This is a genomic window from Vibrio bivalvicida, assembly GCF_001399455.2.
Taxonomy (GTDB): domain Bacteria; phylum Pseudomonadota; class Gammaproteobacteria; order Enterobacterales; family Vibrionaceae; genus Vibrio; species Vibrio bivalvicida.
Map to the genome: position 1 here is coordinate 220,300 of NZ_LLEI02000053.1, position 24,710 is coordinate 245,009.

General features: G+C 44.2%; 15 protein-coding genes. 12 read left to right on the forward strand and 3 right to left on the reverse strand.

All coding sequences use genetic code 11. The features are described from left to right. Positions 1-280: 280 nt before the first annotated feature. From fadI to APB76_RS17650, 3 genes are all read left to right on the forward strand, one after another. On the forward strand, positions 281-1,588 hold the full coding sequence (fadI, locus tag APB76_RS17640) for an acetyl-CoA C-acyltransferase FadI (protein WP_049846731.1): 1,308 nt from the start codon (positions 281-283) through the stop codon (positions 1,586-1,588). Continuing rightward, positions 1,588-3,711 (forward strand): fatty acid oxidation complex subunit alpha FadJ, encoded by a 2,124-nt coding sequence (gene fadJ / locus APB76_RS17645; RefSeq protein WP_054961342.1) that lies wholly within the window; start codon positions 1,588-1,590, stop codon positions 3,709-3,711. The genes fadI and fadJ overlap by 1 nt, the downstream gene beginning before the upstream one ends. A gap of 96 nt (positions 3,712-3,807) precedes the next feature. Beyond that, positions 3,808-4,356, forward strand: coding sequence for an NAD(P)H nitroreductase (locus tag APB76_RS17650; RefSeq protein ID WP_054961343.1), 549 nt, complete (start codon positions 3,808-3,810; stop codon positions 4,354-4,356). A gap of 50 nt (positions 4,357-4,406) precedes the next feature. Here the strand turns inward: APB76_RS17650 and APB76_RS17655 are convergent, their stop codons facing one another. Further along, positions 4,407-5,282 (reverse strand): LysR family transcriptional regulator, encoded by an 876-nt coding sequence (locus APB76_RS17655; RefSeq protein ID WP_054961344.1) that lies wholly within the window; start codon positions 5,280-5,282, stop codon positions 4,407-4,409. A 238-nt stretch (positions 5,283-5,520) separates the two neighbouring features. On the opposite strand from APB76_RS17655, the gene APB76_RS17660 reads away from it, so the two are divergent. From APB76_RS17660 to recR, 7 genes are all read left to right on the forward strand, one after another. After that, complete coding sequence (locus APB76_RS17660; protein WP_054961345.1) at positions 5,521-6,621, forward strand: response regulator; 1,101 nt, start codon at positions 5,521-5,523, stop codon at positions 6,619-6,621. A gap of 159 nt (positions 6,622-6,780) precedes the next feature. Then, positions 6,781-6,912: a hypothetical protein gene (locus APB76_RS23435; protein WP_004748332.1), complete on the forward strand. Its 132-nt coding sequence runs from the start codon at positions 6,781-6,783 to the stop codon at positions 6,910-6,912. A 55-nt stretch (positions 6,913-6,967) separates the two neighbouring features. Next, positions 6,968-7,324 carry a YbaN family protein gene (locus APB76_RS22710; protein ID WP_237767926.1) on the forward strand — a complete coding sequence of 119 codons (357 nt, stop codon included), beginning with the start codon at positions 6,968-6,970 and terminating at the stop codon, positions 7,322-7,324. Positions 7,325-7,493: 169 nt separating this feature from the next. After that, a complete protein-coding gene (apt, locus tag APB76_RS17670) occupies positions 7,494-8,039 on the forward strand; it encodes an adenine phosphoribosyltransferase (RefSeq protein ID WP_049846737.1) in 546 nt (181 codons plus the stop codon). Positions 8,040-8,068: 29 nt separating this feature from the next. Beyond that, the gene (gene dnaX, locus APB76_RS17675; RefSeq protein ID WP_054961347.1) at positions 8,069-10,195 is read left to right on the forward strand and encodes a DNA polymerase III subunit gamma/tau; all 2,127 of its coding nucleotides are present in this window, start codon (positions 8,069-8,071) and stop codon (positions 10,193-10,195) included. A 72-nt stretch (positions 10,196-10,267) separates the two neighbouring features. Further along, positions 10,268-10,597, forward strand: coding sequence for a YbaB/EbfC family nucleoid-associated protein (locus APB76_RS17680; RefSeq protein ID WP_004413339.1), 330 nt, complete (start codon positions 10,268-10,270; stop codon positions 10,595-10,597). Positions 10,598-10,611: 14 nt separating this feature from the next. Continuing rightward, a complete protein-coding gene (recR, locus tag APB76_RS17685; protein ID WP_049846739.1) occupies positions 10,612-11,211 on the forward strand; it encodes a recombination mediator RecR in 600 nt (199 codons plus the stop codon). Between the two features lie 97 nt (positions 11,212-11,308). On the opposite strand, the gene APB76_RS17690 is transcribed toward recR, so the two are convergent. Continuing rightward, on the reverse strand, positions 11,309-11,557 hold the full coding sequence (locus APB76_RS17690; RefSeq protein WP_049846740.1) for a YkgJ family cysteine cluster protein: 249 nt from the start codon (positions 11,555-11,557) through the stop codon (positions 11,309-11,311). A 91-nt stretch (positions 11,558-11,648) separates the two neighbouring features. Then, a complete protein-coding gene (locus tag APB76_RS17695) occupies positions 11,649-12,620 on the reverse strand; it encodes a peptidoglycan DD-metalloendopeptidase family protein (protein WP_049846741.1) in 972 nt (323 codons plus the stop codon). A gap of 252 nt (positions 12,621-12,872) precedes the next feature. On the opposite strand from APB76_RS17695, the gene APB76_RS17700 reads away from it, so the two are divergent. Together APB76_RS17700 and APB76_RS17705 are read left to right on the forward strand one after the other, a co-directional pair. After that, complete coding sequence (locus tag APB76_RS17700) at positions 12,873-22,262, forward strand: tandem large repeat (protein ID WP_064429717.1); 9,390 nt, start codon at positions 12,873-12,875, stop codon at positions 22,260-22,262. A 751-nt stretch (positions 22,263-23,013) separates the two neighbouring features. Further along, positions 23,014-24,708 carry a hypothetical protein gene (locus APB76_RS17705; RefSeq protein WP_054961349.1) on the forward strand — a complete coding sequence of 565 codons (1,695 nt, stop codon included), beginning with the start codon at positions 23,014-23,016 and terminating at the stop codon, positions 24,706-24,708. Positions 24,709-24,710: the final 2 nt, after the last annotated feature.

Here is a 24,710-nt window from a genome sequence, read left to right on the forward strand (position 1 = left end):
AAACTGATTATTTCAATTGGCGTAAGTTAATTGCTTTATATATTCCAACCACACAGTTCTGTGTGGTTTTTTTTTGCCTTTCGTATGGGCTTCTCCGTGTAGTTCATTAGATCTCACACCTACCTAACTTAACGATTTTTCTTCACGATACTATTTACCGTAATTCTAGTTATAGTAGCGGAATCTGTTGTAAGTCACGTTTATTCAAACGACCGTTTGATTGAATTAACATTCTCGTTACAATGATTCTGGTCAGACCTCTATTTATTAAGGAGTAACAATGGGCAAGCAGGAAGTTAAAACTCGCTCAGGAGAACGTGTGGCGATTGTCGCTGGGTTGCGAACGCCGTTTGCACGTCAAAGTACGGAGTTTAGTCAAGTTCCCGCAGTGGACTTGGGTAAAATGGTAGTGAGCGACATGCTTGCTCGTACAGAAATCGATCCAAAGCTGATTGAGCAGGTCGTATTTGGTCAGGTTGTGCAAATGCCTGAAGCGCCAAACATTGCTCGTGAGATTGTTCTGGGCACTGGAATGCACATTCATACTGATGCTTATAGCGTGACTCGTGCTTGTGCGACAAGTTTTCAATCAGCGGTGAACGTTGCAGAAAGCATTATGGCAGGAACAATCGATGTTGGCATTGCGGGTGGAGCGGATTCTTCTTCGGTGTTGCCTATTGGTGTGTCTAAAAAACTGGCGGCTAATTTGTTGGCGTTAAGTAAAACAAAAACACTGAGCCAAAAGCTAAAAATTCTAAAGACACTTTCTTTGAAAGACCTTATGCCTGTCCCACCAGCGGTTGCCGAATACTCGACTGGGCTATCTATGGGCCAGACAGCGGAACAAATGGCGAAGTCACACGGCATTACTCGCCAAGCACAAGACGAACTCGCCCACCGTTCTCATTCTCTTGCTGCTCAAGCTTGGAATGAAGGTAAGATCGAAGGGGAAGTGATGACCGCATTCCCAGAGCCGTACAAGAAATGGATCGCGAAAGATAATAACATTCGCGAAGACTCGACTATCGAAGGTTACGCAAAACTTCGCCCGGCATTTGATCGTCAATACGGCAGCGTGACTGCGGCAAATAGTACACCATTAACTGATGGCGCAGCGGCGATTATGTTGATGCGTGAAGGTAAAGCAAAAGAGCTTGGCCTAGATATCATGGGATACATTCGCTCTTATGCTTTCTCAGCTATCGGGGTAGAGAGTGACATGTTAATGGGGCCTTCTTACGCCACTCCTATGGCGCTTGACCGCGCGGGTATTGAGCTTTCTGATCTTACCTTGATAGATATGCACGAAGCATTCGCAGCTCAAGCGCTTTCAAACGTAAAGATGTTCGGTAGTGCACAGTTTGCTAAAGAAAAACTCGGCCGTTCAAAAGCGATTGGCGAAATTGATATGGATAAATTTAACGTGCTAGGTGGCTCAATCGCTTATGGTCACCCATTTGCTGCGACAGGTGCTCGTATGATTACGCAAACGTTGCGTGAACTACAGCGCAGAGGTGGTGGTTTAGCACTGAATACTGCATGTGCGGCAGGTGGTTTAGGCGCAGCTATGGTACTGGAGGTCGAGTAATGAGCGAGAAAACAGCATTTAACTTATCAATTGATGATCAAGATATCGCTTGGCTTTCTATAGATGTTCCTGGCGAAAAGATGAATACCCTTCAAGCGGCATTTGCAGAGGAAATGGAAGCGATCTTCGGCCAACTTGCTGAAAAAGGGGCGGCAATTAAAGGTCTGGTTGTACACTCTTTAAAGCCAGACAACTTCATTGCGGGTGCCGATGTTCGTATGCTTGACGCTTGTACCAGTGCCAAGGAAGCCCAAGCACTGGCGGAAAAAGGCCAACAGATGTTCCAGCAACTATCCGATCTGCCTTATCCAGTAGTTGCCGCTATTCATGGCCCTTGCTTAGGTGGCGGGCTGGAGCTTGCTTTAGCGTGTGATTACCGCGTGTGTACGGATTCGGATAAAACTCGTCTTGGTTTACCTGAAGTTCAGTTAGGTTTGCTACCTGGCTCGGGCGGGACGCAACGCTTGCCCCGGCTCATTGGTTTGCTACCGTCGCTAGACTTGATTTTGACGGGTAAACAGCTACGTGCCAAGAAGGCGAAGAAACTTGGTGTGGCAGATGCAGTTGTCCCACACACAATTTTGCTCGATGTTGCTAAAAGCTTTGTAGAAATAAATGCAGGCAAGAAGAAGGGCAAACGTAAAGTCTCGACCAAAGAGAAGCTAATTTCTAATACTGGGCTAGGGCGTAAAGTTATTTTCGAGCAGGCGGCAAAGAAAACCAATGAGAAAACTCGCGGTAATTACCCTGCGGCTGATGCGATTTTAGAAGTAATTCGATTTGGTCTAGAAAAGGGCTTTGAAAAAGGCCAGAAGAAGGAAGCAGAGCGCTTTGGTGAGCTAGTGATGACTTCTGAATCGAAAGCGCTACGTTCAATTTTCTTTGCAACCACAGAAATGAAGAAAGAAAATGGCAGCGATGCTCAACCAAAACCCATTGAACGCACTGCGGTACTTGGGGGCGGTCTTATGGGGGCGGGCATTAGTCATGTAAGTATCGCTAAAGCCAAAGTGCCTGTGCGTGTCAAAGATGTCTCAAATGATGGTGTGCTTAACGCGCTTAAATACAACTACAAGTTGTTCGACAAGCAAAGAAAGCGCCGTATCATTTCTAAAGCTCAGCAACAAAGCAAAATGCTTCAGCTTTCTGGTGGGACGGATTTTACAACTTTCAATCACACCGATATCGTGGTTGAAGCCGTATTTGAAGACTTGAATCTAAAACAACAAATGGTTGCAGATATTGAGAGTAACGCGAAAGATAGCACTATCTTTGCGACCAACACCTCTTCTCTACCTATACATCAAATTGCTGAAAAAGCTGCACGTCCAGAGAATGTCGTTGGGCTACATTACTTCAGCCCAGTAGAAAAAATGCCTTTGGTTGAGGTGATCCCACACCATGGAACATCGGATGAAACGATTTCGACTGTGGTTGAGTTTGCGCGTAAGCAGGGTAAAACTCCGATTGTAGTCAAAGATTGTGCAGGCTTTTACGTTAACCGTATACTCGCGCCCTATATGAATGAAGCGGCGCAAGTTCTGTTGACTGGAGAGCCAATCGAGCAGCTTGATACTGCACTGCTTAACTTTGGTTTCCCTGTTGGGCCAATCACCCTACTGGATGAAGTAGGCGTTGATATAGGTGCCAAAATTATGCCTATCTTAGTCGCTGAGCTTGGTGATCGTTTTCAGGGGCCAGACGTGTTCGATAAGCTGCTCAACGATAATCGTAAAGGGCGTAAGAGTGGCAAAGGCTTCTATACCTACAAAGGTAAAAAGAAAGAAGTCGATAAGTCAGTTTATAAGCTACTGAGTTTAAATCCTGAATCTAAGATGGCAGAAAAAGATATCGCTATGCGTTGTGTGCTGCCGATGCTCAATGAAGCCGTTCGTTGTTTGGATGAAGGTATCATTCGCAGCCCAAGAGATGGCGACATTGGTGCGATCTTTGGTATTGGTTTCCCTCCTTTCCTTGGTGGACCATTCCGCTATATGGATCAGATTGGAATTAAGAAGCTAGTTGAAATCATGAATGAGCATGCTCAGAAGTACGGAGACCGCTTTGCGCCATGTGATGGCTTACTAACACGGGCAGGGCTTGATAAACCGTTTTATGATTAATGACATACCATGAATTGAGGCGAGCCATTAGGTTCGCCTTTTTTGTGTGTGAGAGTTATTATCAAGAAGAAAACAATAAAGCTTTAAGGAAGTGAAATGGATGCGTTAGATTTACTGCTCAATCGCCGCTCAATTGCGAAACTATCAGAGCCAGCACCTGAAGGAAAAGCGTTAGAAAACATAATCCGAGCGGGCCTACGAGCCCCAGATCATGCAGGTCTAACACCGTGGCGGTTCGTTATTGCGCAAGGAGAAGGGCTCAGTAAGCTGTCCGATATCTTAGTTAAAGCGGCACAATCAGAGAACAGTGAACAAGCCGTGATTGATAAGCTAAAAAATGCCCCATTTCGAGCTCCGATGGTGATCACCGTGATTGCTAAAGTAACAGAGCATGACAAAGTGCCTGCTCTTGAGCAGTATCTGTCGGCGGGATGTGCGGTACAGGCGATGCAAATGGCTGCTGTTGCTCAAGGCTTTCAAGGGTTCTGGCGCTCTGGAAAGTGGATGTTTCATCCAGAAGTACATCAATCATTTGATTTGGAAGAAGGCGATGAAATCGTTGGCTTCCTTTATCTTGGTACTCCTAGTTGCACGCCAATGAAAGTCCCTGAAAGGGATCTAAGCAAGTTCGTCGAATACCTATAAGAATCAAAAAAGCTTGGTGAGTACCAAGCTTTTTTATTTTCAGCGTTTGCTTAATGTAAGTTATACGCAATCACAAAATCGATAAACAGTCGGACCTTTTCAGGAAGGTGATCTTTGTGGTTGTACAGCATATAGATGTCTCTAGGGTTGGCACTCCAATCTTCGAGTACACGAACTAAGCTCCCATCTTCAATATATTCTCGTAACATCACGTCTGGCATTAGTGTAATGCCTAAACCAGAAGAACATGCGCTTCTGACTACGTCGAGAGTGTTGGCTTGGAATCGGCCCTTGTCGTTGTTGATGATGGTTTCACCACTATGATTAGACAATTGCCATTTCAGCAGTGGAGAGCCTTTAAGCAGTGAATGGTGGTGTAGATCTTCTGCGTGCTTAGGTGAAGGGCACAGCTTCAAGTACTCAGGACTTGCAACAAGAATGTCGGCCACTGCACTGATTTTACGAGCGATTAGACTAGAATCACGCTGGGGGCCCACACGGAAAATAACATCCCACTCGGTTGGGTCTAGCTGGTCAGAATGATTGCTCGTGGTGAGTTCAATGTTTATATCAGGGTACTCAGCCATAAACGCATTGAACATCGGCATCATCATGCGTTTGGTTAAGTTAGAAGGAGCTGTGATGCGTATTTTACCCGCAGCACCTCGACATTCATCTGTTAGCTCTTCTGCCGCTGAAGCTAAACGGCTCAATAGCGGAGAGCATTCATTGTAAAAACGTTCGCCTGCTTCTGTAAGGGATAGTTTACGCGCATGACGATTAAGAAGGCGTAAGTTTAAAGAGTCTTCTAGGGCCTGAATTCGACGCGTAATTGTAGCTACTGGAATCATCGTTTTACGGGAAGTTGCGGTATAACTCCCATTTTCGACCACGAGCCTAAATAGGTTTAGATCATCTAATTTCATTGTTCAGACACACATTTTTACGATTTCGGTTAATTTATATGTATATCAAATGTCAAAGCTTGCGTCACATCAACAAGTTTATCGATACTTGATATTCCATACATATAGTATGCAACAACGCTTCAAAGTGGAAGATTTGTATAAATCACGGTTCAGGACTACTTTTTAAAGAGTGTGTGAAGCAAAAGACAAGAATAATAATAAGAGTAGTAACCGTAGTTGTGTGAGGCAAAGGTTTATGCATAAAACAATAGAAGTTGGAACCAGTGCGGCTATGCCTGTCGTACCTGGGCAGAAAGTAATTATGCTGGTGGACGATGACCCAATTTTCCGCCGCATCACACTCGGCTTTTTAGAAACCCAAGGTTATAAAGTTATTGAGGCAGAAAATGGCCTTGATGGACTACAAAAACTACGTTCGAATGAACCTGATCTCATTCTTTGTGATCTCTCTATGCCTATTTTGGATGGGATAGAGTTTGTCGAAGAAGTTAGTCTCGAGTACCCATCACTACCACTGATCGTGGTTTCTGCAACAGATGAGATTTCGGATGTCGCCAAAGCACTTCGATTTGGTATTAAGGACTTTTTAGCAAAACCGATAAGTAATCACGAGCATCTTGCTTGCGCGATTGAAAACACACTTGATGATTCTGACAATCACCTGTGTGATCAGCGCGACTTTTCGAGTCAATGGTTTAGGGTTGATAGCGGTGATATGCCGGAAGAGCAAGAGCTGCATTGGCATCTTGAGTACTTAGAAGAAAACCCAAGTGCCGCCAAAGATCTGTTGCACGCTCTGCTACCAGACAAAGATACCTCGCAAGGGGATTGGAAGTGCAGCTATCGGTTACTGCAATCGACAGATGTCATGCCACTTGTATTTGACTACGCATGGCTGATCAATGGTCAGTTTGCCTTCTATCTTGTTGATTCTGCAAGTGAGGGGCAACATGGGGCAGCAACGACGTTGTTAGTTCGTGCCTTGTTCCATGACTATTTACGTAATCTCAAATGCTTTAATGCTGATCTTAAGGATATAGCGGCGCTGCTTGAGAAAGGGATCAAGTGCTCGGATTGCAGCACGCCAGTTAAAGCCTTATTTGGTGTGGCTGATTTGTCTGAGGGATCACTCTCTATCTTGCCTGCGGGTTTAGACGCACAGTGGGCCAACGGGTATTTTTCCCAACACATCCCAGCAGGCCTACTGCTTGGAGAAAATTGCGGAAAGAACTTTATCACCACTGATTTGCCAATTCAGTCCGCCTGTCAGTTAAGCTTAAGCTGTTTAGGTTCGAGCAGCTTTAGCTTAGATATATACCGCGGGAGTAATGCCTAAATTCAGTTCCCTCTATTCATAATAACCCTTTTATTCGTCGGTGTTTGTCGGCGGATGATTAGGGTATAGTCCGCCATAAAACAAAAACAACCCAAGTTTTTAACATTTAGTTAATCAATTGGGAGTAAAGTCGTTACCCTGATTTAGAGAAGTGAGCTCATGGCAGACAAAGATTTTAAAGAACCATATAATATCTACTACTTTCTAGGATTTATTGCAGTCCTACTTATCCCGACGCTACCAGCAACATTGACTTGGATACGCGTGCTTAACGGATATGCGGGCTTCTAAATAGCACTTGGAGCATACCATCATAATTCGTAGACTTTTTCTTCATTTTGTTGGTATGCTCAGCCTTATACTGGGCATCATAGGGATATTTCTCCCTCTTCTCCCTACTACACCATTTATTCTTCTTGCTAGTGCATGTTTTATGCGCAGCAGCCCCAGATTTCATCGCTGGCTCCATCAACATAAAACGTTTGGACCCATTCTAACCAACTGGCATCAAAACCGCGCAGTAACCACCAAGGTCAAAAAACGTGGAGTGATATGGATACTACTAAGTTTTGCGTTTTCCATATGGGTAGTACCACATTTTTGGTTAAAGATTGGTCTCGTCGTAATGTTGGTGATTTTGTTGAGTTGGTTTATTCGCCTGCCTGTGATTGAGTACCTTGCCGATAGCGAAGAAAATCACTAAGATTGTGAAGAAGTGTGCCCGCTTTTATAGTGGGCGTTTGTTTTTTATGCACAACAAACCATGGCAACTATTTTAGTTATTTTCATTGGTTAGATTGTGCTGAGAATTACGCTAACTATTTGGGTCAGTGTTGTAATAAACACGCCAACTCGCCAATCTAAGAAGAACTATGACTACTGAAACAATCTCACAGATCAAATCTAGCATCAAAAGCATTCCTGACTACCCAAAACCAGGTATTCTATTTCGTGATGTAACCAGCCTAATGGAAGATGCGAAAGCGTATCAAGCAACGATCCAGTTGCTGGTCGATAAATACAAAGATATGGGCTTTACCAAAATTGTTGGTACTGAAGCGCGCGGTTTTCTATTCGGTGCGCCATTAGCTCTTGAGCTAGGTTTAGGCTTTGTTCCAGTTCGTAAGCCAGGCAAACTCCCACGTGCTACCGTTGCTCAGTCTTATGAGCTAGAGTACGGCATGGATACATTAGAGATTCACACTGATGCGATAAGTGAAGGCGACAAAGTGTTGGTTGTCGACGACTTGCTTGCAACTGGTGGTACGATTGAAGCCACAACAAAACTGATTCGTCAGTTGGGTGGTGAAGTTGAGCACGCTGCATTTGTTATTAACCTTCCTGAAATCGGTGGTGATAAGCGCCTTGAAGGCCTAGGTCTTAACGTATACAGCATCTGTGAGTTCGAAGGTCACTAATCGGGTAGGTTATTTATGGGTATAGTTGCATGAGTTATCTTGCCTTAGCGCGAAAGTGGCGACCGACTAAGTTCAATGAAGTGGTTGGTCAGGCCCATGTATTAACAGCACTTGAGAATGCTTTAGCTCAAAATCGTCTTCATCATGCCTACTTGTTTAGTGGGACACGAGGCGTAGGCAAAACCACAATTGGTCGCCTGTTTGCTAAGGGGTTGAATTGTGAAACAGGGATAACAGCAACGCCGTGTGGTGTATGTGATACCTGTAAAGAGATCGATGAAGGTCGCTTTGTTGATCTACTAGAGATTGATGCGGCATCACGGACCAAGGTTGAAGATACTCGTGAACTTCTCGATAACGTGCAGTACAAACCTGCACGTGGTCGGTTTAAAGTATACCTAATTGACGAAGTTCATATGCTCTCTCGCCATAGCTTCAATGCATTGTTAAAAACATTGGAAGAGCCTCCGGAGTATGTGAAATTCTTACTGGCGACCACTGATCCGCAAAAACTGCCTGTGACTATCTTGTCTCGCTGTCTTCAGTTTCACTTAAAACCGATCAGTGTCGATAGTATTCACGAGCAGCTCGATCACATTCTTCAGCATGAAAACGTCACGGCAGAGTCGCGGGCGCTCGGTATGATTGCCCACGCGGCAGATGGCAGTATGCGCGATGCATTAAGCCTAAGTGATCAGGCCATTGCTTTAGGTAACGGTCAAGTACTGACCGAAAGCGTCGCTCACATGTTGGGGACATTAGATACCGATCAAGCACTGCATCTACTTGAGGCGATTAGCTCTAAGCAGCCACAAGTGGCGATGGAGTCTATTAGCGCGCTGGCCCAAAATGGCGTTGAATGGGATGGTTTGCTACAACAGCTTGCTAGTCAACTTCACCGCTTAGCCATGTATCAAGCGCTGCCTGCTACTCTCGACCAAAGTCAACCAGATGCTGAAAAAGTGGAGCTGCTTTCGCGTGAGCTAAGTCCGCAAGATGTTCAGCTTTACTATCAGATCGCTTTAAAAGGTCGGCAAGATTTACCTTTAGCACCCTCGCAAAGAGTAGGACTAGAGATGGTTGTATTACGCATGATGGCGTTTAGACCAGCCTCGCAGCCGCAAGCGAACGTGATCAGCACGCGAGTTGAGGCTCAGCCGCAATCGGCTGCTACGCCTGTTAATACGGTGCCTGTTGTTAATCCGGCGATGCGTAGCCAAAATCGCCAGCCTCAAGCGCCGCAAGCAAGCCAACCAACTGCTATGTCTAGCTCGGAGCCACCTGCACCAGATTATGGTTACGAGCCACCACCTTACGCAGATTCGGCTGATGCCTATATGCCGCCTAATGAGCAGTTTACGCCACCACCTTCTGAGATGATGCCACCGCAAGTACAGCCACGCCCAAGTTCAGCGCAATCAGAGTCAACGCCACGTGCCTCATCACCAGTCAGTGGGCTGCGTCACCAACTGCGGTCGCAGCGAAAAGGGCTAGGGTCTGACCAAGGCAATACGCCAAAAAAGATTAATGCGGCATCTGCAAAACCAGATTCTGTTCTAGATCGTGTTGCTAAAAAACACGCTAGCTCAGTGCAGGTGTCGCCATTGTCACAGTCGAACTTCAATGCAGCACCTGAGCCAGCTAAGGATGAGCCCTACCAATGGAAGCCAACCTTACCTCAGATACAAAAAGAATCGATAGAGCTAACGCCAACTTTACTGAAGAAAGCATTAGAGCATGAAAAGACGCCAGAAATGGTGCAAAAGTTGGTTGATGAGAGCTTAGAACAAAGCGAGTGGGCGACATTAGTTAGCCAGTTAACGACAGCCAAGTTAACAGAGCAGCTTGCGCTAAACTCATACTATGAGAAAAATGGCGCTTCAATATCGTTAACTCTAAGAGCGAGCCAAGCGCATCTGAATACAGATAGAGCACAAAGTGAATTACTTGGTGAACTCAATCGTGTTCTTGGTGAAGAGTGCCATCTAAGTGTTGAAGTCGGCGATAGTGGTGAGACGCCGCTAGAGTTGAGAGACAAGCTTTATCAAGGGCGCTTACAGCAAGCATTCACAAGCTTAGAACAAGATGCGAATGTTCAGTTTATTGAGAAGCGCTTTGCCGCAGAGCTCGATAAAGAGAGCGTAAGACCAATATAATTGTTGGGGTTGAATTTTAGCAATTGAGCCCCATCTAATAACGAAATAAGCTAACTAACCAGAGAGATTAACATGTTTGGTAAAGGCGGTATGGGCAACCTAATGAAGCAAGCCCAGCAAATGCAAGATCGCATGCAAAAGCTTCAAGAAGAAATTGCTAATATGGAAGTAACCGGTGAATCTGGTGCTGGCCTAGTGAAAGTAACGATTACTGGTAGCCATAGTGTTCGTCGTGTTGAAATTGACGAAAGCCTGATGGAAGACGACAAAGAAATGCTTGAAGATCTTATTGCAGCAGCATTCAATGATGCGGCGCGCCGCGTTGAAGAAACTCAAAAAGAGAAAATGGCTGGTGTGACTGGCGGTATGCAATTACCACCAGGCATGAAGATGCCTTTCTAACAGAGTAAGAATTAATGCGCACCAGTCATATGCTGGAGCAATTGATGGAGGCCTTACGTTGTCTACCTGGGGTTGGCCCCAAGTCGGCGCAGCGTATGGCCTTTCATTTGTTACAGCGGGATAGAAAAGGCGGTTTGCAACTTGCCGATGCTTTAAGTCATGCGATGACCGAAATAGGTCACTGTAGTGAGTGTCGCACTTTCACCGAAGAAGAAACTTGCCATATCTGTACAAATCCTAAACGTCAGGAAAACGGCCAAATCTGTGTGGTGGAAAGCCCAGCAGATATCGCAGCGGTAGAAGCGACAGGCCAGTTTTCGGGGCGCTACTTTGTGCTAATGGGGCACTTGTCGCCACTCGATGGTATTGGCCCTAGTGATATCGGCCTAGACGTTCTGGATTTTCGTCTGCGCCGTGGTGATATTAGCGAAGTGATCCTTGCGACGAATCCTACTGTTGAGGGTGAAGCAACGGCACACTATATTGCTGAACTCTGTCGAGAGCACCAAGTTCAGGCGAGCAGGATCGCGCATGGTGTCCCTGTCGGAGGCGAGCTAGAGCTTGTCGATGGCACAACCTTGTCGCATTCATTGCTCGGTAGGCAAAGACTCTAACCTTATCTTAAAATTGCCGCAAACTCGTGCGGCTTTTTATTGCTTGCTAGCCCCAGAATCATAGGATTTTTATCTCCAACTATTTGGGGAATAGCCGCTAAGTCAAAGACTCTAACTCGGTAATGTTCTTGAGCGCGGCAGCATTGGTATTGCCACATATAACAGGACAAGGCTTAAACGCATGGCACACCTTGGGTCTTTCTGACTTACCAAACAGTTTACAAAGATTGTCTTCATTTAGCTGAATACATCGAGTACCAGCAGGCTTACCATTTGGCATACCTGGAATTGGTGAAGAAATACTTGGTGCGATACAACACGCCCCGCAACCCAATCGACATTCCATCTACATACACCTTTTACTGAAATTGGCGGCATTGTAACAAAAGATGTGATCTGTATCAGTAGGATTATAACTGTCGTATTACTAATGATTTTTAGGGCTCGAGTGCAGTATGTGCGAGAGCCTGGACAAGTTCATTGCGATCGAGCTGAGCTGAAATTAATTTTTTCGGGTCACCCATAGAGCGAGGCGTTGAGCTAGTATAGTGCTCAAAGTCAACATGTCTGCCGTTAAGTACAAGCTCAATGTGTAGGTGGGGACCCGTTGTCCTGCCACTGTTTCCAGAGCGTCCAATTTGTTGCCCTTGTGTAATTTTGTCTCCTGCTCTTACATTTCGTTGAGATAGATGAAGGTATCTGGATATCGCTCCATCTGCGTGCTGAATATTTATATAGTGACCAGCGAAACGATTATAGCGAGATTTAATGACGCGCCCATCAGCAACACTATAAATGGGTGTTCCAATAGGAACGGCGTAATCTGTTCCCAGGTGAGGTGTAATCCGTTTAGTTATTGGGTGTTTACGCTTAAGATTAAATTCAGAGCTTACTTTGTGGAAGCTATTTAGAGGATATCTATAGACAAGAGGAGTATTAAATTTAGCACCAAACTCATTCAGCGCACCGTTATCATTATCTGTACTTACGAAAAAGTCATTTCCACTGCCGGAGTAGTAAAAAGAACGGATGTTCCTTTCATTATATCTATTGCTTTCAAGTTTAATTGAAAATCGATCCCCTTTTCTAACAGAGCCTACAATATCAAAATTGTTCCCTATTAACTTCAACAATGAATTTATCTCTCTTTTAGACAGTCCTACATTAATCATTGAAGTGATGAATGAGTAGTCAATGGTCCCAGTTACGACGACATTTTTTTTAGCCAGCTTATGAGATGTTGTTTTAGTGGGGGGGCGAAAGTCAATGCTATTACTAGGAGTCGGGAATTGAGTATCTGGAGTAAGAACACTGTGCGTAACGGATACTCCGAACACCACCGCAACAGCTATGACAAAGAGTGTTAGAGCAATATTATTAGTGTTTTGTCTAAATATTAAACTAGTCATTAAGTTAAAGGTGGTTCATAGAAGAGCAGTTGATGGGAAGTATAATATTTTGAAAAAAAACTTACACTCTGATCGACCTAATTAGTGTGTTTTGACTAATTAAATAATTATACATACTGTATTGAGGTAATTATAGGCGTTAAATTTAACTATTGAGCTAGTTTTTGTGTCTGTTTTCATGGTTGTTTTGCCATGTTGAGATATTTTTTGACGATAATATAATCGCGTGAAAATATACTTTGCCAAACTACTATGTTCACTAAAAATATGCTGAAACTGCACCTTAGTCTTATAACTGCATCACTATTGTTAACCGCGTGTGGCGGTGGTGGTGGTGAAGGAGGAGATAACACTCCTGATGCCCGTAAAACAGGAACTATCTTTGGAAATGTTTTTGACGCTCCGGTTTACGGTGCGACAGTAAACGTTTGGGAATATGACGACGGGAAGCTTGGCAGGAAACTGGCGAGTACAAAAACTGACTCAGTAGGAAACTACAAGTTAGAGTTTGAAGCGGCATCTCGACCATTATTGATACGTGCTGAAGGCGGTGGGTACACAGATCCACTAACCAAAGAAACGGTTTCAGTTAGTAATGGCAACATGCTCAAGCTGGATGGTGTGATTAATTACAGCGAAGGCGGCACTCATAGCTTAATGTTAACGCCATTGACGAACATAGCAGCTGGATTGACAAAGTATAAAATCTCCCAAGGTTTAGCAGGCTCTACTGCGATTTCTTCGTCTATAGAAAGTGTGAACTCGATGTACGGTTTCAATGTTAACGAAACCTTACCGATTGATATCACAAAAGGTGGTCAGAGTGGGTACGCGACTCCTGGCCACCAGTACGGAGCTTTACTGACTGCCTATTCGTCATTGTCTTACGACATGATCAAAAAGCATGGTAACTCAGACAATATTTATACCTCGATGCATCTTGCCGACATTCAATATCGAGATGTGGCCGCTGATGGCTTACTCAATGGTGAAGAGATCAGCTCAGTAACTGGCGGTCTTAGCAAATCAACGTTCGGTCAAAAAAAGATCACCAGTGATGTATATACCAACGAGTTTTCTCAGCATGTCCTAATTGTTGTAAATGATCCTGATCTCAATGTATCTGGTACATCTGGCGATGATTATGTTGAATTTAGTAAACAGCTAAATGGTCAGGGAGCGAACGGAAACAGTGGGGGGCTTGTTCCTCCTAGAGATGAAACTCAGATCGATACCACTGCGCCAAATGTCACCCGAGTTGGAAGTGAGGTGCTTGCGGGCAAAGATAAAGTCGATATTGCTTTAACTGATGAAGTCGGCGTGAAGGATGTATCCGTTTATATCCAGTATCAACTGAATGGCTCATGGTCGAGTGAATATCAGTGTGACGATTTACAGTCCTCAGGCAGCCAATTCTGTTCAATTGTATTTGATGACTTTAAAGCAGGTTTACGTGAAACCAAGATCAAAGTGAGTATTGATACCGCAGCCATTGATGCAATTGATGTTAACGATGATACAAAACTATCAAATGTTACAGCGGCTCGTTTGGTGGCGTATACATCTGACGTATTGGGTAACGCGCTTGTAGCAGGAACTGGTTCAGGGCATCTAGTTCCGTTCGAATGGGACAATAATGCCCCTGTTATTGAAATTACCTCAAATGATACGATCAAAAAGCAGGATCAAGGTGCAGACTATGTACTTAAAGGCATTGTGAAAGAGCCGCCTGAAGAGCTAGCTTCAGTAACAGTATCGTTTAAAGGAGGTTTACCTACTGAGTTGGAATGTATTTCAGCTAACTCAGGTAAAGCCTGTGAATTTTTTAGTCAACCCTATCCTATAGCCGATTTTCTCTCATCTACATCGTTTGAGGTGCGCGCGACAGACAAAAGAGGCAATGTTGGCATTGAGCCTTTTGAGGTACGTCAGGATGACCAAGAGCCTACTCAAGATCTTTCTTTCCCTGAAGGTGCACCCATGAACTTTCTTCAGGTTGATATAACTGGAGAAAGAAGCACCAAAGAAGTTTCTTATAATCAAGATACTTATACAAAAGAAAATGTTCAGACGATCCGAGACTATTTAAAGATCGATTATATCTATGCGAGCGAAGGCATACAGAAAGCGATACCTAATATTGACTTTAAGAACTTTAACCCAAGTGTGCTGAAAGAAAATAAAATCCCTTATCTACGTGTAAGAGTGTTCGACATTAATAGCAGCACAGTACTGGGTTCGAGCGCGGACGACCTAACACTAGAGGTTAAATACTATGTAAGCCCTAACAACGATGGCAACTATACGTATAAAGACGTAATCAAGAATAAAGCGTCGGAGGGTACGGCCAACATTCCACATGAGACGATTGTAAAAGAGAATGATCGTGTAGAAGAAATGGTCTACTACGTGCCATATGTTAAAGAAATACTTGGCTCAGGTTTTAAGAGTACGTCAGAAAACAGCAGCCATATGCTTACCATTCAAACGATAGATGGTGCAACCAATAAGAGCCAGCTTCAAAGCGTTTACTTCCGCAGTAGTTTTGATTTGCCAACGATGAAAGTGGTGACACCGTTCATTGGAGCTCGTGTCCAATTAGAAGGTTTAACACCTGCAGGAGAGTTCACATCATTGGCAAGTTGTACAGCTCAAACCAGTCAGGCGAAACCAGAACTTGACGTTGCCTCTTGTGAAGTAACAACTGACCTTGTCAATTACGACTTTATGCGTTTAAGACTAATTGGCGTTGAGGGCTCTTCCCCACATTACTACCAGTGGAAAAACGATCCAAGTGCAGAGCAGGAAGTCAAACTTAATGACGCCAATATTGGGGCCTATTTTAAGCTCAACGGTTCGCAGTCATTTTATTTGACTGAACTGTCGACTTATCAAACTGGTCTGTTTGACTACCAGTGGAATAAGCTTACTGCAGGTGAAAAAACCTCAGCGCGTGCCATTGAAATTTTAGATGATGTAAAAGAAGCATTAGCCGGACGTTATAACAACTCGTTTTTCGGCTTTGATCCGACTGTTACACCTTATGCAACCAATGCAATGTTGGCTAATGCGATTCCGAAGAACCCTTCCAATGATTATTTACACCGTTTCCTAGTTGAAGGATTTGAAAAGCTGGCGCAACAAACTCCTTCGTACAATTCTGTAGATTTCTCATCAGCAGTCTATGATGACTTTAGCTTTGACGGAAAAGCAAATGGTTTGGGGAAAGGCAATCATCAAATCGTGCTAGATTTGTATGAGTTTGGCCCTGATACGTACCGGAAACATTTAGCTCAAAGCTACTACGATATTATGACGAGCAATGGTATAGAGCCTAATGTTGCGCAAGCATATGCTGATGTCATTTCCAAAGCTAACCCAAATTTGGATGGTAATCCCATTTTTGACAAAGCAGGTGAAAGTATTGATAAGTCGGCTCCTGAGCCTACTATCGTGATCGAAAGCGGCAGAGAAACCAAAGTTGGTAACAAGCGATATGTTGCAGGGCAAGTTGAATCAAAAATTATACTGGAGGACCCATCTGGTATTGATACAAAAGACGGGAGTCAGCCTAAGTTTGTGACAAGATGGTACAAACAAAGTGATCCAAATACCCCGATTGATTTAGCCCTTGATATTACTGAGAGTGGAGCGAGTTCGAGCTATCGCAAAGAATACGGGTTCACTCTCAACACTCAGTCAACGAATTTACCAGGCATTGTTGAATTTGCATTGGAAACCAGTGCGAAAGACTTACAAGGCAATGCCCACGGTTATGATGGTAAAGCACCTCATACAAAGTCACTTTACATCGACAATGACTATCCTAAAGCGAGTTATGTCTTACCGAATGGCATTGAGTCTGACGAAGTCTATCTGAATGCAAGCTACGTACAGGAGTTGATGTTTACGATAGAAGATACCGTTGGTGACAAGTTGGAGCAACGGGGGATAACTTTTTCAAAACTAAGCGGGGAGAAAGTCTCTTTTACACACGATTTGTTTGATAGCAACAACAATGAGTTCTTTAAAGTCAAACTCTGTACTGGTGATCGTTGTGCAGAGCAAGGCAAAGTCATCGACCTAGGTGAAGGTGAATGGATAGTATCGGTATCTGCCGAAGATAACCTAGGCAACAAAGTCACAGATGGCACTTCTTCTGCTCCAAAGTTTAAGGTATTAATTGATTCAAAGGCTCCTGCTGTAAATGGAACAGTCCTCACTAACAGAATCGGTGGTAATGCGGCTTGGACGCCTGATATTAGTTGGGGATTAAGTCCGGGTAAGCAAGTTGACGTTTTACTGAAAACGGGGGCTGGCAAGCTCGTGAACCTGAAGCATTATGAGGTTGAACCACAAACCAGTGATGAGCCTTATTTGTTCGGAACACAGCCTGACGTTAAAGTTCGGTTGATCCCTACGGCTTTTGATTATAAGGAAAAAAACACTTTTAAGGTGGTCGCAACAAACAGTGCTTTCCCAGCGAGTTCAGGTGAAGGAGAGTTTGAGTTTCTAGTCGACAACAAGGGCCCAGATATTGTTCTGGACAGCCCATGGATTGTCGATGCTGCGTCTGGTAGCTATGTTTTGGGCCGTAAGTTTAACGTGAAATTTAAATCTGTAACGGATGACTCAGCAGTCAAAGCAGTGTCACTTTGGCAGAAAGGACAAGAACAATCACAAGATAAAGAAATATACACCATTACTGAGCCTAAAAACCCGACTCAACCTTTTGATATGTCGATAGGTACCGCTGAAAGTGACAAGATTGTACTCAGCCAAGACGATAATCTGGTCAGTTTGTTTGTAAAAGCAACGGATGAGTACGGCTTTGTATCTGAGTCTCAGCCAAGCCAAATATTGCTCGACAGAGAAGGTCCTACGTTATCTTTGCATGGCTTTAAGCCAGAGCGTGAGGACGTTTACTATCCTGGCAAGTATGTATTTGACGTCATAGTAGAAGATCTTGATAAAGACGGCGCTACATCACTTTCGGGTGTCGACATTGGAAGCCTCGAATATTGGACATATACAGATCTTCCTCCTCAATCTGAAACTGGAACAAAAGTCGGCGAGACGCTGAAGTTACCTTTGGGTGATTTGAAAGATGGTGATAACTGGGTACGTCTTAAAGGTAACGATGTTCGAGGAAATACTTCTACGTCTGACTTTAAAGTGAAAGTTCACAACAACATGCCTAGTGTTAAGTCTTATACGTTAGCGTATAAAGATGACCAAAGTAGTATTGACGGTGCGATTACTCGCAATGCCCCAGTCGTGATAACGATGGAAGTAGAGGACGTAAGTGGTATTGATAAAATTGAGGCGACTTATAAACACTCGGCTCAACCACAATCTTCCAATCTTGCATTCATAGAGATTTCGAAAGGGAAGTATCAGGCGGAATTATCACCAGCAGACCTCCCTGAAGATGGAAGGTATGACCTTAGGATTAAGGTTTTCAATAATGTTAAATATAACGCGGAGTCTGATCGTAAAGTTAATGATTTTACAAAAACGATGAGTGTTCAGCGACAAGGTGTTCCCCTGAAGATAGCTGCGCCAAAACCGTTCCAAAGTCATATCTCTGGTCCTGAACTAACGGTAACGTTCGAGCCTGTTGGAGAAGTGAAAGCTAAGACTTTAGAGTGCTGGGTGAGAGAGAACTACACTTCAGACGACGCTCCAACAGATAGCGGTGCTTACTCCGGCATCATTGATAATCCGAATGAGCCTTACTCTTGTACTGTTAAAAGTAGCACTAGCATGTCGGATAAAGTAGTGCTGATAACTAGAACTATTGGTACCAATGATAAATCTACAGTAAATAAATATAGCTTTGAAATGGTAGATACTGATGCACCAGTAGTGAAGCATGGTGATACGTATCAATTTATGGGTACTGAAGTTTCTGATGGCTCTCAGGATGGTACAAACAAAACACTCCAATTCTCGCTAGAATTTGAAGATAAGTTGTCTGGAGTAAACATCTCTGATCAGAATGCTTACCCTAAACTAGTCAGAAACCGCGGCAATATGGCTTTTACTCCGCAAAGCTGCAATACAGATACAAAAGGCTTGACTTCGTGTACTTACAAAGAAAAGTACAGTGACGTTATTGATGGTTTAAGTTCTAGTCACGATTACAAAATTAAGAACTTGAGCGACGTTGCGGGTAATTTAGCCGCTGACCATAGTTTGTCGTTGTTACTCCCGACAGTTAATCCGACTGTTGAAATTCTTAGCCCTCAGGCAGACTCGGTAATTGATGGGCAGCAACAGCTGAGTGTGTCATTTAAAATTAAACGCAACGACAATTCTCGGTTAGATAATATAACCGCTAACGTAGGCGGTACGTCGTATAACAAGAGAGATAACGATGGCTTGTTTACCGACCTTAAAGTATGTGGGACAGGAGATTTGGCTGGTTATGATTGCTCGACTTTTTCTATCCCACTTTCTAAAGATACTGATGGTAAAACTCTAAATGTTAGCATTTCTGCCATTGATGTATGGTCGAATAAAAGTAGTGATAGTATCAATGTCAAAGTTGATCAATCACCACCTACTATTGGTGATGAGGTATTTATCACTCAGTCAGGCGCTGACAAAATTCGTTTCAGATTCAATATTGATGACGAGGTAAGTGGTCTAGCCAAAGTTAAGTACAAAGTTCTCAACCCATCATTCGTAGAAGAGAAAGTAACGGATATGGACTACTTTGAGCTAGATAAATCGCAGCTTGAAGGCCTTGATAGCATTAAAGTTGACATAATAGCGACCGATAAAGTAAACCTGACCACTACCGCATCGAAAACTATCGATATAAAGACTCCGGAAGTTACGGTGAGTTTGGACGGTATTAGCTCATTAGAAGGTGGCAAGCTGCTACTTAAAAACAACAGCCAGCCCTATACGATTACAACCGTAGATAAACAAGGTATAAGTGCTTCCCAGTATAGCTTAGAGTTAGTACCAAGCGCTGGGGACAGCTTGAAATACACTGGTAACATTAACTCATCAAGTGCAAACGGCGTGATGAACTTTACGGTTAATGATCAAGCTGCGTATACCTTTAAGGTAACGGTAACGGATTCTATTGGTAGACAAGTGAAGAGCTTCAAACTCTTTAACGGTAGTTACGACGATAAAGGTATCCCTGCCGTAGTAGACCATGAGCTACCAACGGTTTCTATAGCAAGTGCCAATCAGTTATCCCAGGTTCCTGATAACGGCAGGTATCAGCTAGATGTTACAGCATACGTCACTGACAAGAATTTGAATGTTGTTAGTTCAGCTGCGGATAATGGTACCGGACTTTTTGGCCCTGATCGTGTTACTAAACCGACCAACGAGTCGGATCCTTATGTATTCCACTATCTTCTTGCACCGGGGAGCTATACGTTCAAAGTAAGTGCAACCGATCTCGCCAATCAGAGCGCTGAGCGTACGATTGACGCGAAAGTTGAGGCTGCGACGATTCCGACAGTTGCAATCTCGACGACAGCCACTCCCCCTCTGGCCGGAGGGGAAGAGGCGACTCTAACGTTTACATTCTCTGAAGAAGTCAAAAATTTTGACTTCTCAGATGTAAAGCTCAGTGCGAGCGATAGTGGGAGTGTTGGCCAACTAAAACAAGAAACTTGGGCGACCGCTGACAATATTACCTGGACGGTTAAGTACTTAGGTCCAGTCGGCGAAAACAAAAATATAACGATACGGGTTGATGATAATAGTTACCAGAGCTTAAACACTATCCCCGGAAAAGGGGATAGTTTGCTTCTGGGGGTTGAAGGCGTTTTACCAACCCTAACAAATGCGACTTTTACCCCGGGTTACCAAGCCATCGGTCAAACTGTCGGTGTCAGACTGGAGTTTGATAAAGAGCTGCAATCAGCGACAGCGACCTTAGGCGGAACAAGCATCAGTTCGCTAGCCGTGACGGCAGACAAAAAAGTCTGGACGGGTAATGTGGTTGTGCCGAACAGCAGTGAGCGCAGTATCAGTCTTGAAGTCAGCAATTACACCGATTTAACGGGCAACGTGGGTGATACCAACACAGCGCATGCCTTACCGATTACACCGACTATCACAATTGGCAGCATCAACGGCGGTAATACGATTAACGCCTCGGATGCAACGTCAGTGGCCATCACGGGTAGCAGTACACGTTTTGCAACGGGTGAGTCATTAACGGTTCAGGCAAGTGATACGAACGGTGGTAAAACCGCAGAAACGAGCGTCAATGTGTCGGGCGATGGTAGCTGGAGTTTGAACCTGGATATGAGTGCGCTGCAAGATGGGCAAATCACCGTGACGGTGAAAGGCGAAAACAACCTTAACGCAGTGGCAACGCCAGTGACAGATACGGCGCAGATGACTCGAGCGAAGCCAAGCCTATCGTCAGTGACATTCACGCCAAGTTATGAAGCTATCGGTCAAACTGTCGGCGTAAGACTGGAGTTTGATAAAGAGCTGCAATCAGCGACAGCGACCTTAGGCGGAACGAGCATCAGTTCGCTAGCGGCGACGGCAGACAAAAAAGTCTGGACGGGTAATGTGGTTGTGCCGAACAGCAGTGAGCGCAGTATCAGTCTTGAAGTCAGCAATTACACCGATTTAACGGGCAACGTGGGTGATACCAACACAGCGCATGCGTTACCGATTACGCCGACTATCACGATTGGCAGCATCAACGGCGGCAATACGATTAACGCCTCGGATGCAACGTCAGTGGTCATCACGGGTAGCAGTACACGTTTTGCGGCGGGTGAGTCATTAACGGTTCAGGCAAGTGATACGAACGGTGGCAAAACCGCAGAAACGAGCGTCAATGTGTCGGGCGACGGTAGCTGGAGTCTGAACCTGAACGTTGATACGCTGCAAGACGGTCAAATCACCGTGACAGTGAAAGGCGAAAACAACCTTAACGCAGTGGCGACGCCGGCGACAGATACGGCGCAGATGACTCGAGCGAAGCCAAGTTTATCGTCAGTGACATTCACGCCAAGTCATGAAGCGATAGGTCAAACTGTCGGTGTCAGACTGGAGTTTGATAAAGAGCTGCAATCAGCGACAGCGACCTTAGGTGGAACGAGCATCAGTTCGCTTGCCGCGACGGCAGACAAAAAAGTCTGGACGGGTAATGTAGTTGTGCCTAACAGCAGTGAGCGCAGTATCAGTCTTGAAGTCAGCAATTACACCGATTTAACGGGCAACGTGGGCGATACCAACACAGCGCATGCCTTACCGATAACACCGACTATCACAATTGGCAGCATCAACGGCGGCAATACGATTAATGCCTCGGTTGCGGCGGCAGTGGCCATCACGGGTAGCAGCACACGCTTTGCAACGGGTGAGTCATTAATGGTTCAAGCGAGTGATACGAACGGTGGCAAAACCACAGAAACGAGCGTCAATGTGTCGGGCGACGGTAGCTGGAGTTTGAACCTAGATATGAGTGCGCTGCAAGACGGTCAAATCACCGTGACGGTGAAAGGCGAAAACGATCTCGGTGCAATAGCAGAACAAGCCCAAGATACGATTACTTTAGATAAGACACTGTCGGCATTTATTCAGGACTTCAGTCCGCACTTGCTAAAAGAAGATCCCTCATCCAATTTGCCTTTGGCAGCATAATTAAAGCGAGCGTTAAGCTCGCTTTTTTGTGATCTGTGTCTACTGAAGTGATTTATTATATAAATGAGAAATTTAGCATTATGGCTTTTATAGAAGGCGAAATATCTAGAACAACTATCACTAATGTGGTTTTGGGTGCCGATAGAGTCATTATGAGCGTTATATATTGCTTATTGTGGTCAATGTGTCACGTTGAAAATCTTTATTATTATTATATAGTTACGCCCGTTTCTATACCCAAGTATAGAGTTCTGCTTTAGGTGGCTATTACCACCTTACATTTTGTAACCGAATATAGGGCATATAAACCTAGCTTGCTTCTGGAAGGTTACCTTTGTGAGTGTTTCACACACTCACCTTTTTATTCTTACCTCTTTAGCAGCGTTGATAGACTTCAAAGCTCTGCTGTGGAGGCTATATGGCTTAAACATCAATCCCAATGTGTCTAGCCATTTTACGATAAGTGTTAATTGTTACCTTCTGCTCATAAATAGAAACTTAGTACTTCAATGAAATATGCCGTGTAGCGTTAAAGTGAGGGCGTTTTCATTGAGTCTTTTAGTTACCATGAAGGTTTGTGTGGTTATTTTGACTTTTAATCTAGTTATTATGCAGGTTTTGCATTTCTTCGCATCTAATTGAAATTAATCAGATAACTTAGTATCATTTCGCGACCAAATCGTACTTGTAAGCCTTATCAGCTTAAATGTCACCGCAACCATATTTACGATGTTGGTTGTGGAGAATTCACATGCAATTAGTTTGCAAATTTATACTTAGCTCGAAGTTATCCTCCAACGAGCTACCTTATGTTCTTACACCGGATGAGTGTATAGGGCAGCTTTCGCGTTTAAGAAAGTCTGATGATATCTTAAGAGCCCTTCCTAAAGGCTTAGTCGAAAAAATTTCCATATCGGCAAAACACTCTACGAACAGCCTGCTCGTTGCAGTGAAATCTGAATTAGCCAACGCTCACTGGGTCGCCCTATCGATTTTGCCGCGCAGAGCCGCTCTAACAGACGCCCAGTTACAATCTGCACCCCGCTTAAAGTCGCGGATAAACACATTAGCAGGAACAGGCGAGAATAAAGTACACAAAGCCAATTACCAGCAAGTGACCGACGATGTACCTTTGGTCCGCAATTACACCTTTGTTCCCTCTGAGCCAAGCCCAGATCATAAAATCGTTGTCGAATTTGCGGGGCAGTGGTCTAGCAATGCGGCATGCCTGATGCTAGGTAAGACAGAAGAGCAAAAAGAAAAAGTGACTGTAGGCAAGGCCGATACCGAAAATAAACACCGCAGCCTCGCGACGTTTAAAGATCTAGAAACAGAAGGCAAAACACTTTACATCAAAATCCCTTGTGTCGACCAACCACAGCCGATCTTGCTTAAACTGGCAGAAGACCTGCAGCCTGTTGAAAAAGAAACTCAGATGGATGAGTGGGATAATGTGTTGGTGCCGGTGGTTCCTTTGTATAAGTCGGGTTCTTCGTGGGATGGTTACACGTCGGGGCGTGTTTACATTATTTGGAATGGGGAAGTTTGGCGCGAACTGCAGGTAACAAATGATGGATATTTTGCTGATGTAGACATGAGCAATAGCCGAAAAAAAACTACGGAGACAAGACACGTAAATATTGATGGCTCTTCGCTGTTCCCCGGAGAGAATGTTGCTTTTGAACGGTTCACCATTTTGCAAGATGGGGTAGAAGTATTTAGAGGTGAGCTAGACATTAATGAGCAGGCAAGAGTGTTTAGTTTGGTCGCAGAGGAGGTCGAGGTCAAGTTCGTTGGTTTTGAACATGAGCAATTGATGGTTTCGACACATTCTAGCCCTATGAAAGCCTCTTCTACACCGAGTGATGAGGTTCTAGGCTATCCGCTACCTCATATCTGGATACCATACAAAATCAAAGGTGAGTGCCAAGGCGTTTATCTGTATTACGCATCTCAAGCATTAAGTGATGATGCTATTTCTGAATTAGAAAGCAATTATGAATCGATGGCTGCTTCATTAGCTGAAGCGTCAGACTACAGCAGTACTCAAGGATTTACTCAACAAACCGTTTTTGCTTTGCCTGAGCTCTCTGAACGTCAAAAAGTGAAGGCGGTTGTCAATGAACAGAACGATTGCAATGTCGCTGCAGTCACTATACCGCCTCCTGGAAGCGAGATCATATTACGCTATCGTGTTCTGGGCTCTACCGATCAACCTGATGACTATTTTATGCTACAAAACGAAGAGCATAGTTGGTCGCAAAAAGCATATTTTCGTTGTGCCAAGGTCGATGAAGATGGCTATCTCAATTTACGATTTAGTGGCTGGCCTGAAAAGGTTAAAGAAGTCGATATTTTAAGGGGGGCTCATGCATCACGAGGGAATGAAACTCCCGAAACGTTTAAGTTGCGCGAAAAAGTAAAAGTTACGGATTTATTAGGCTAAAA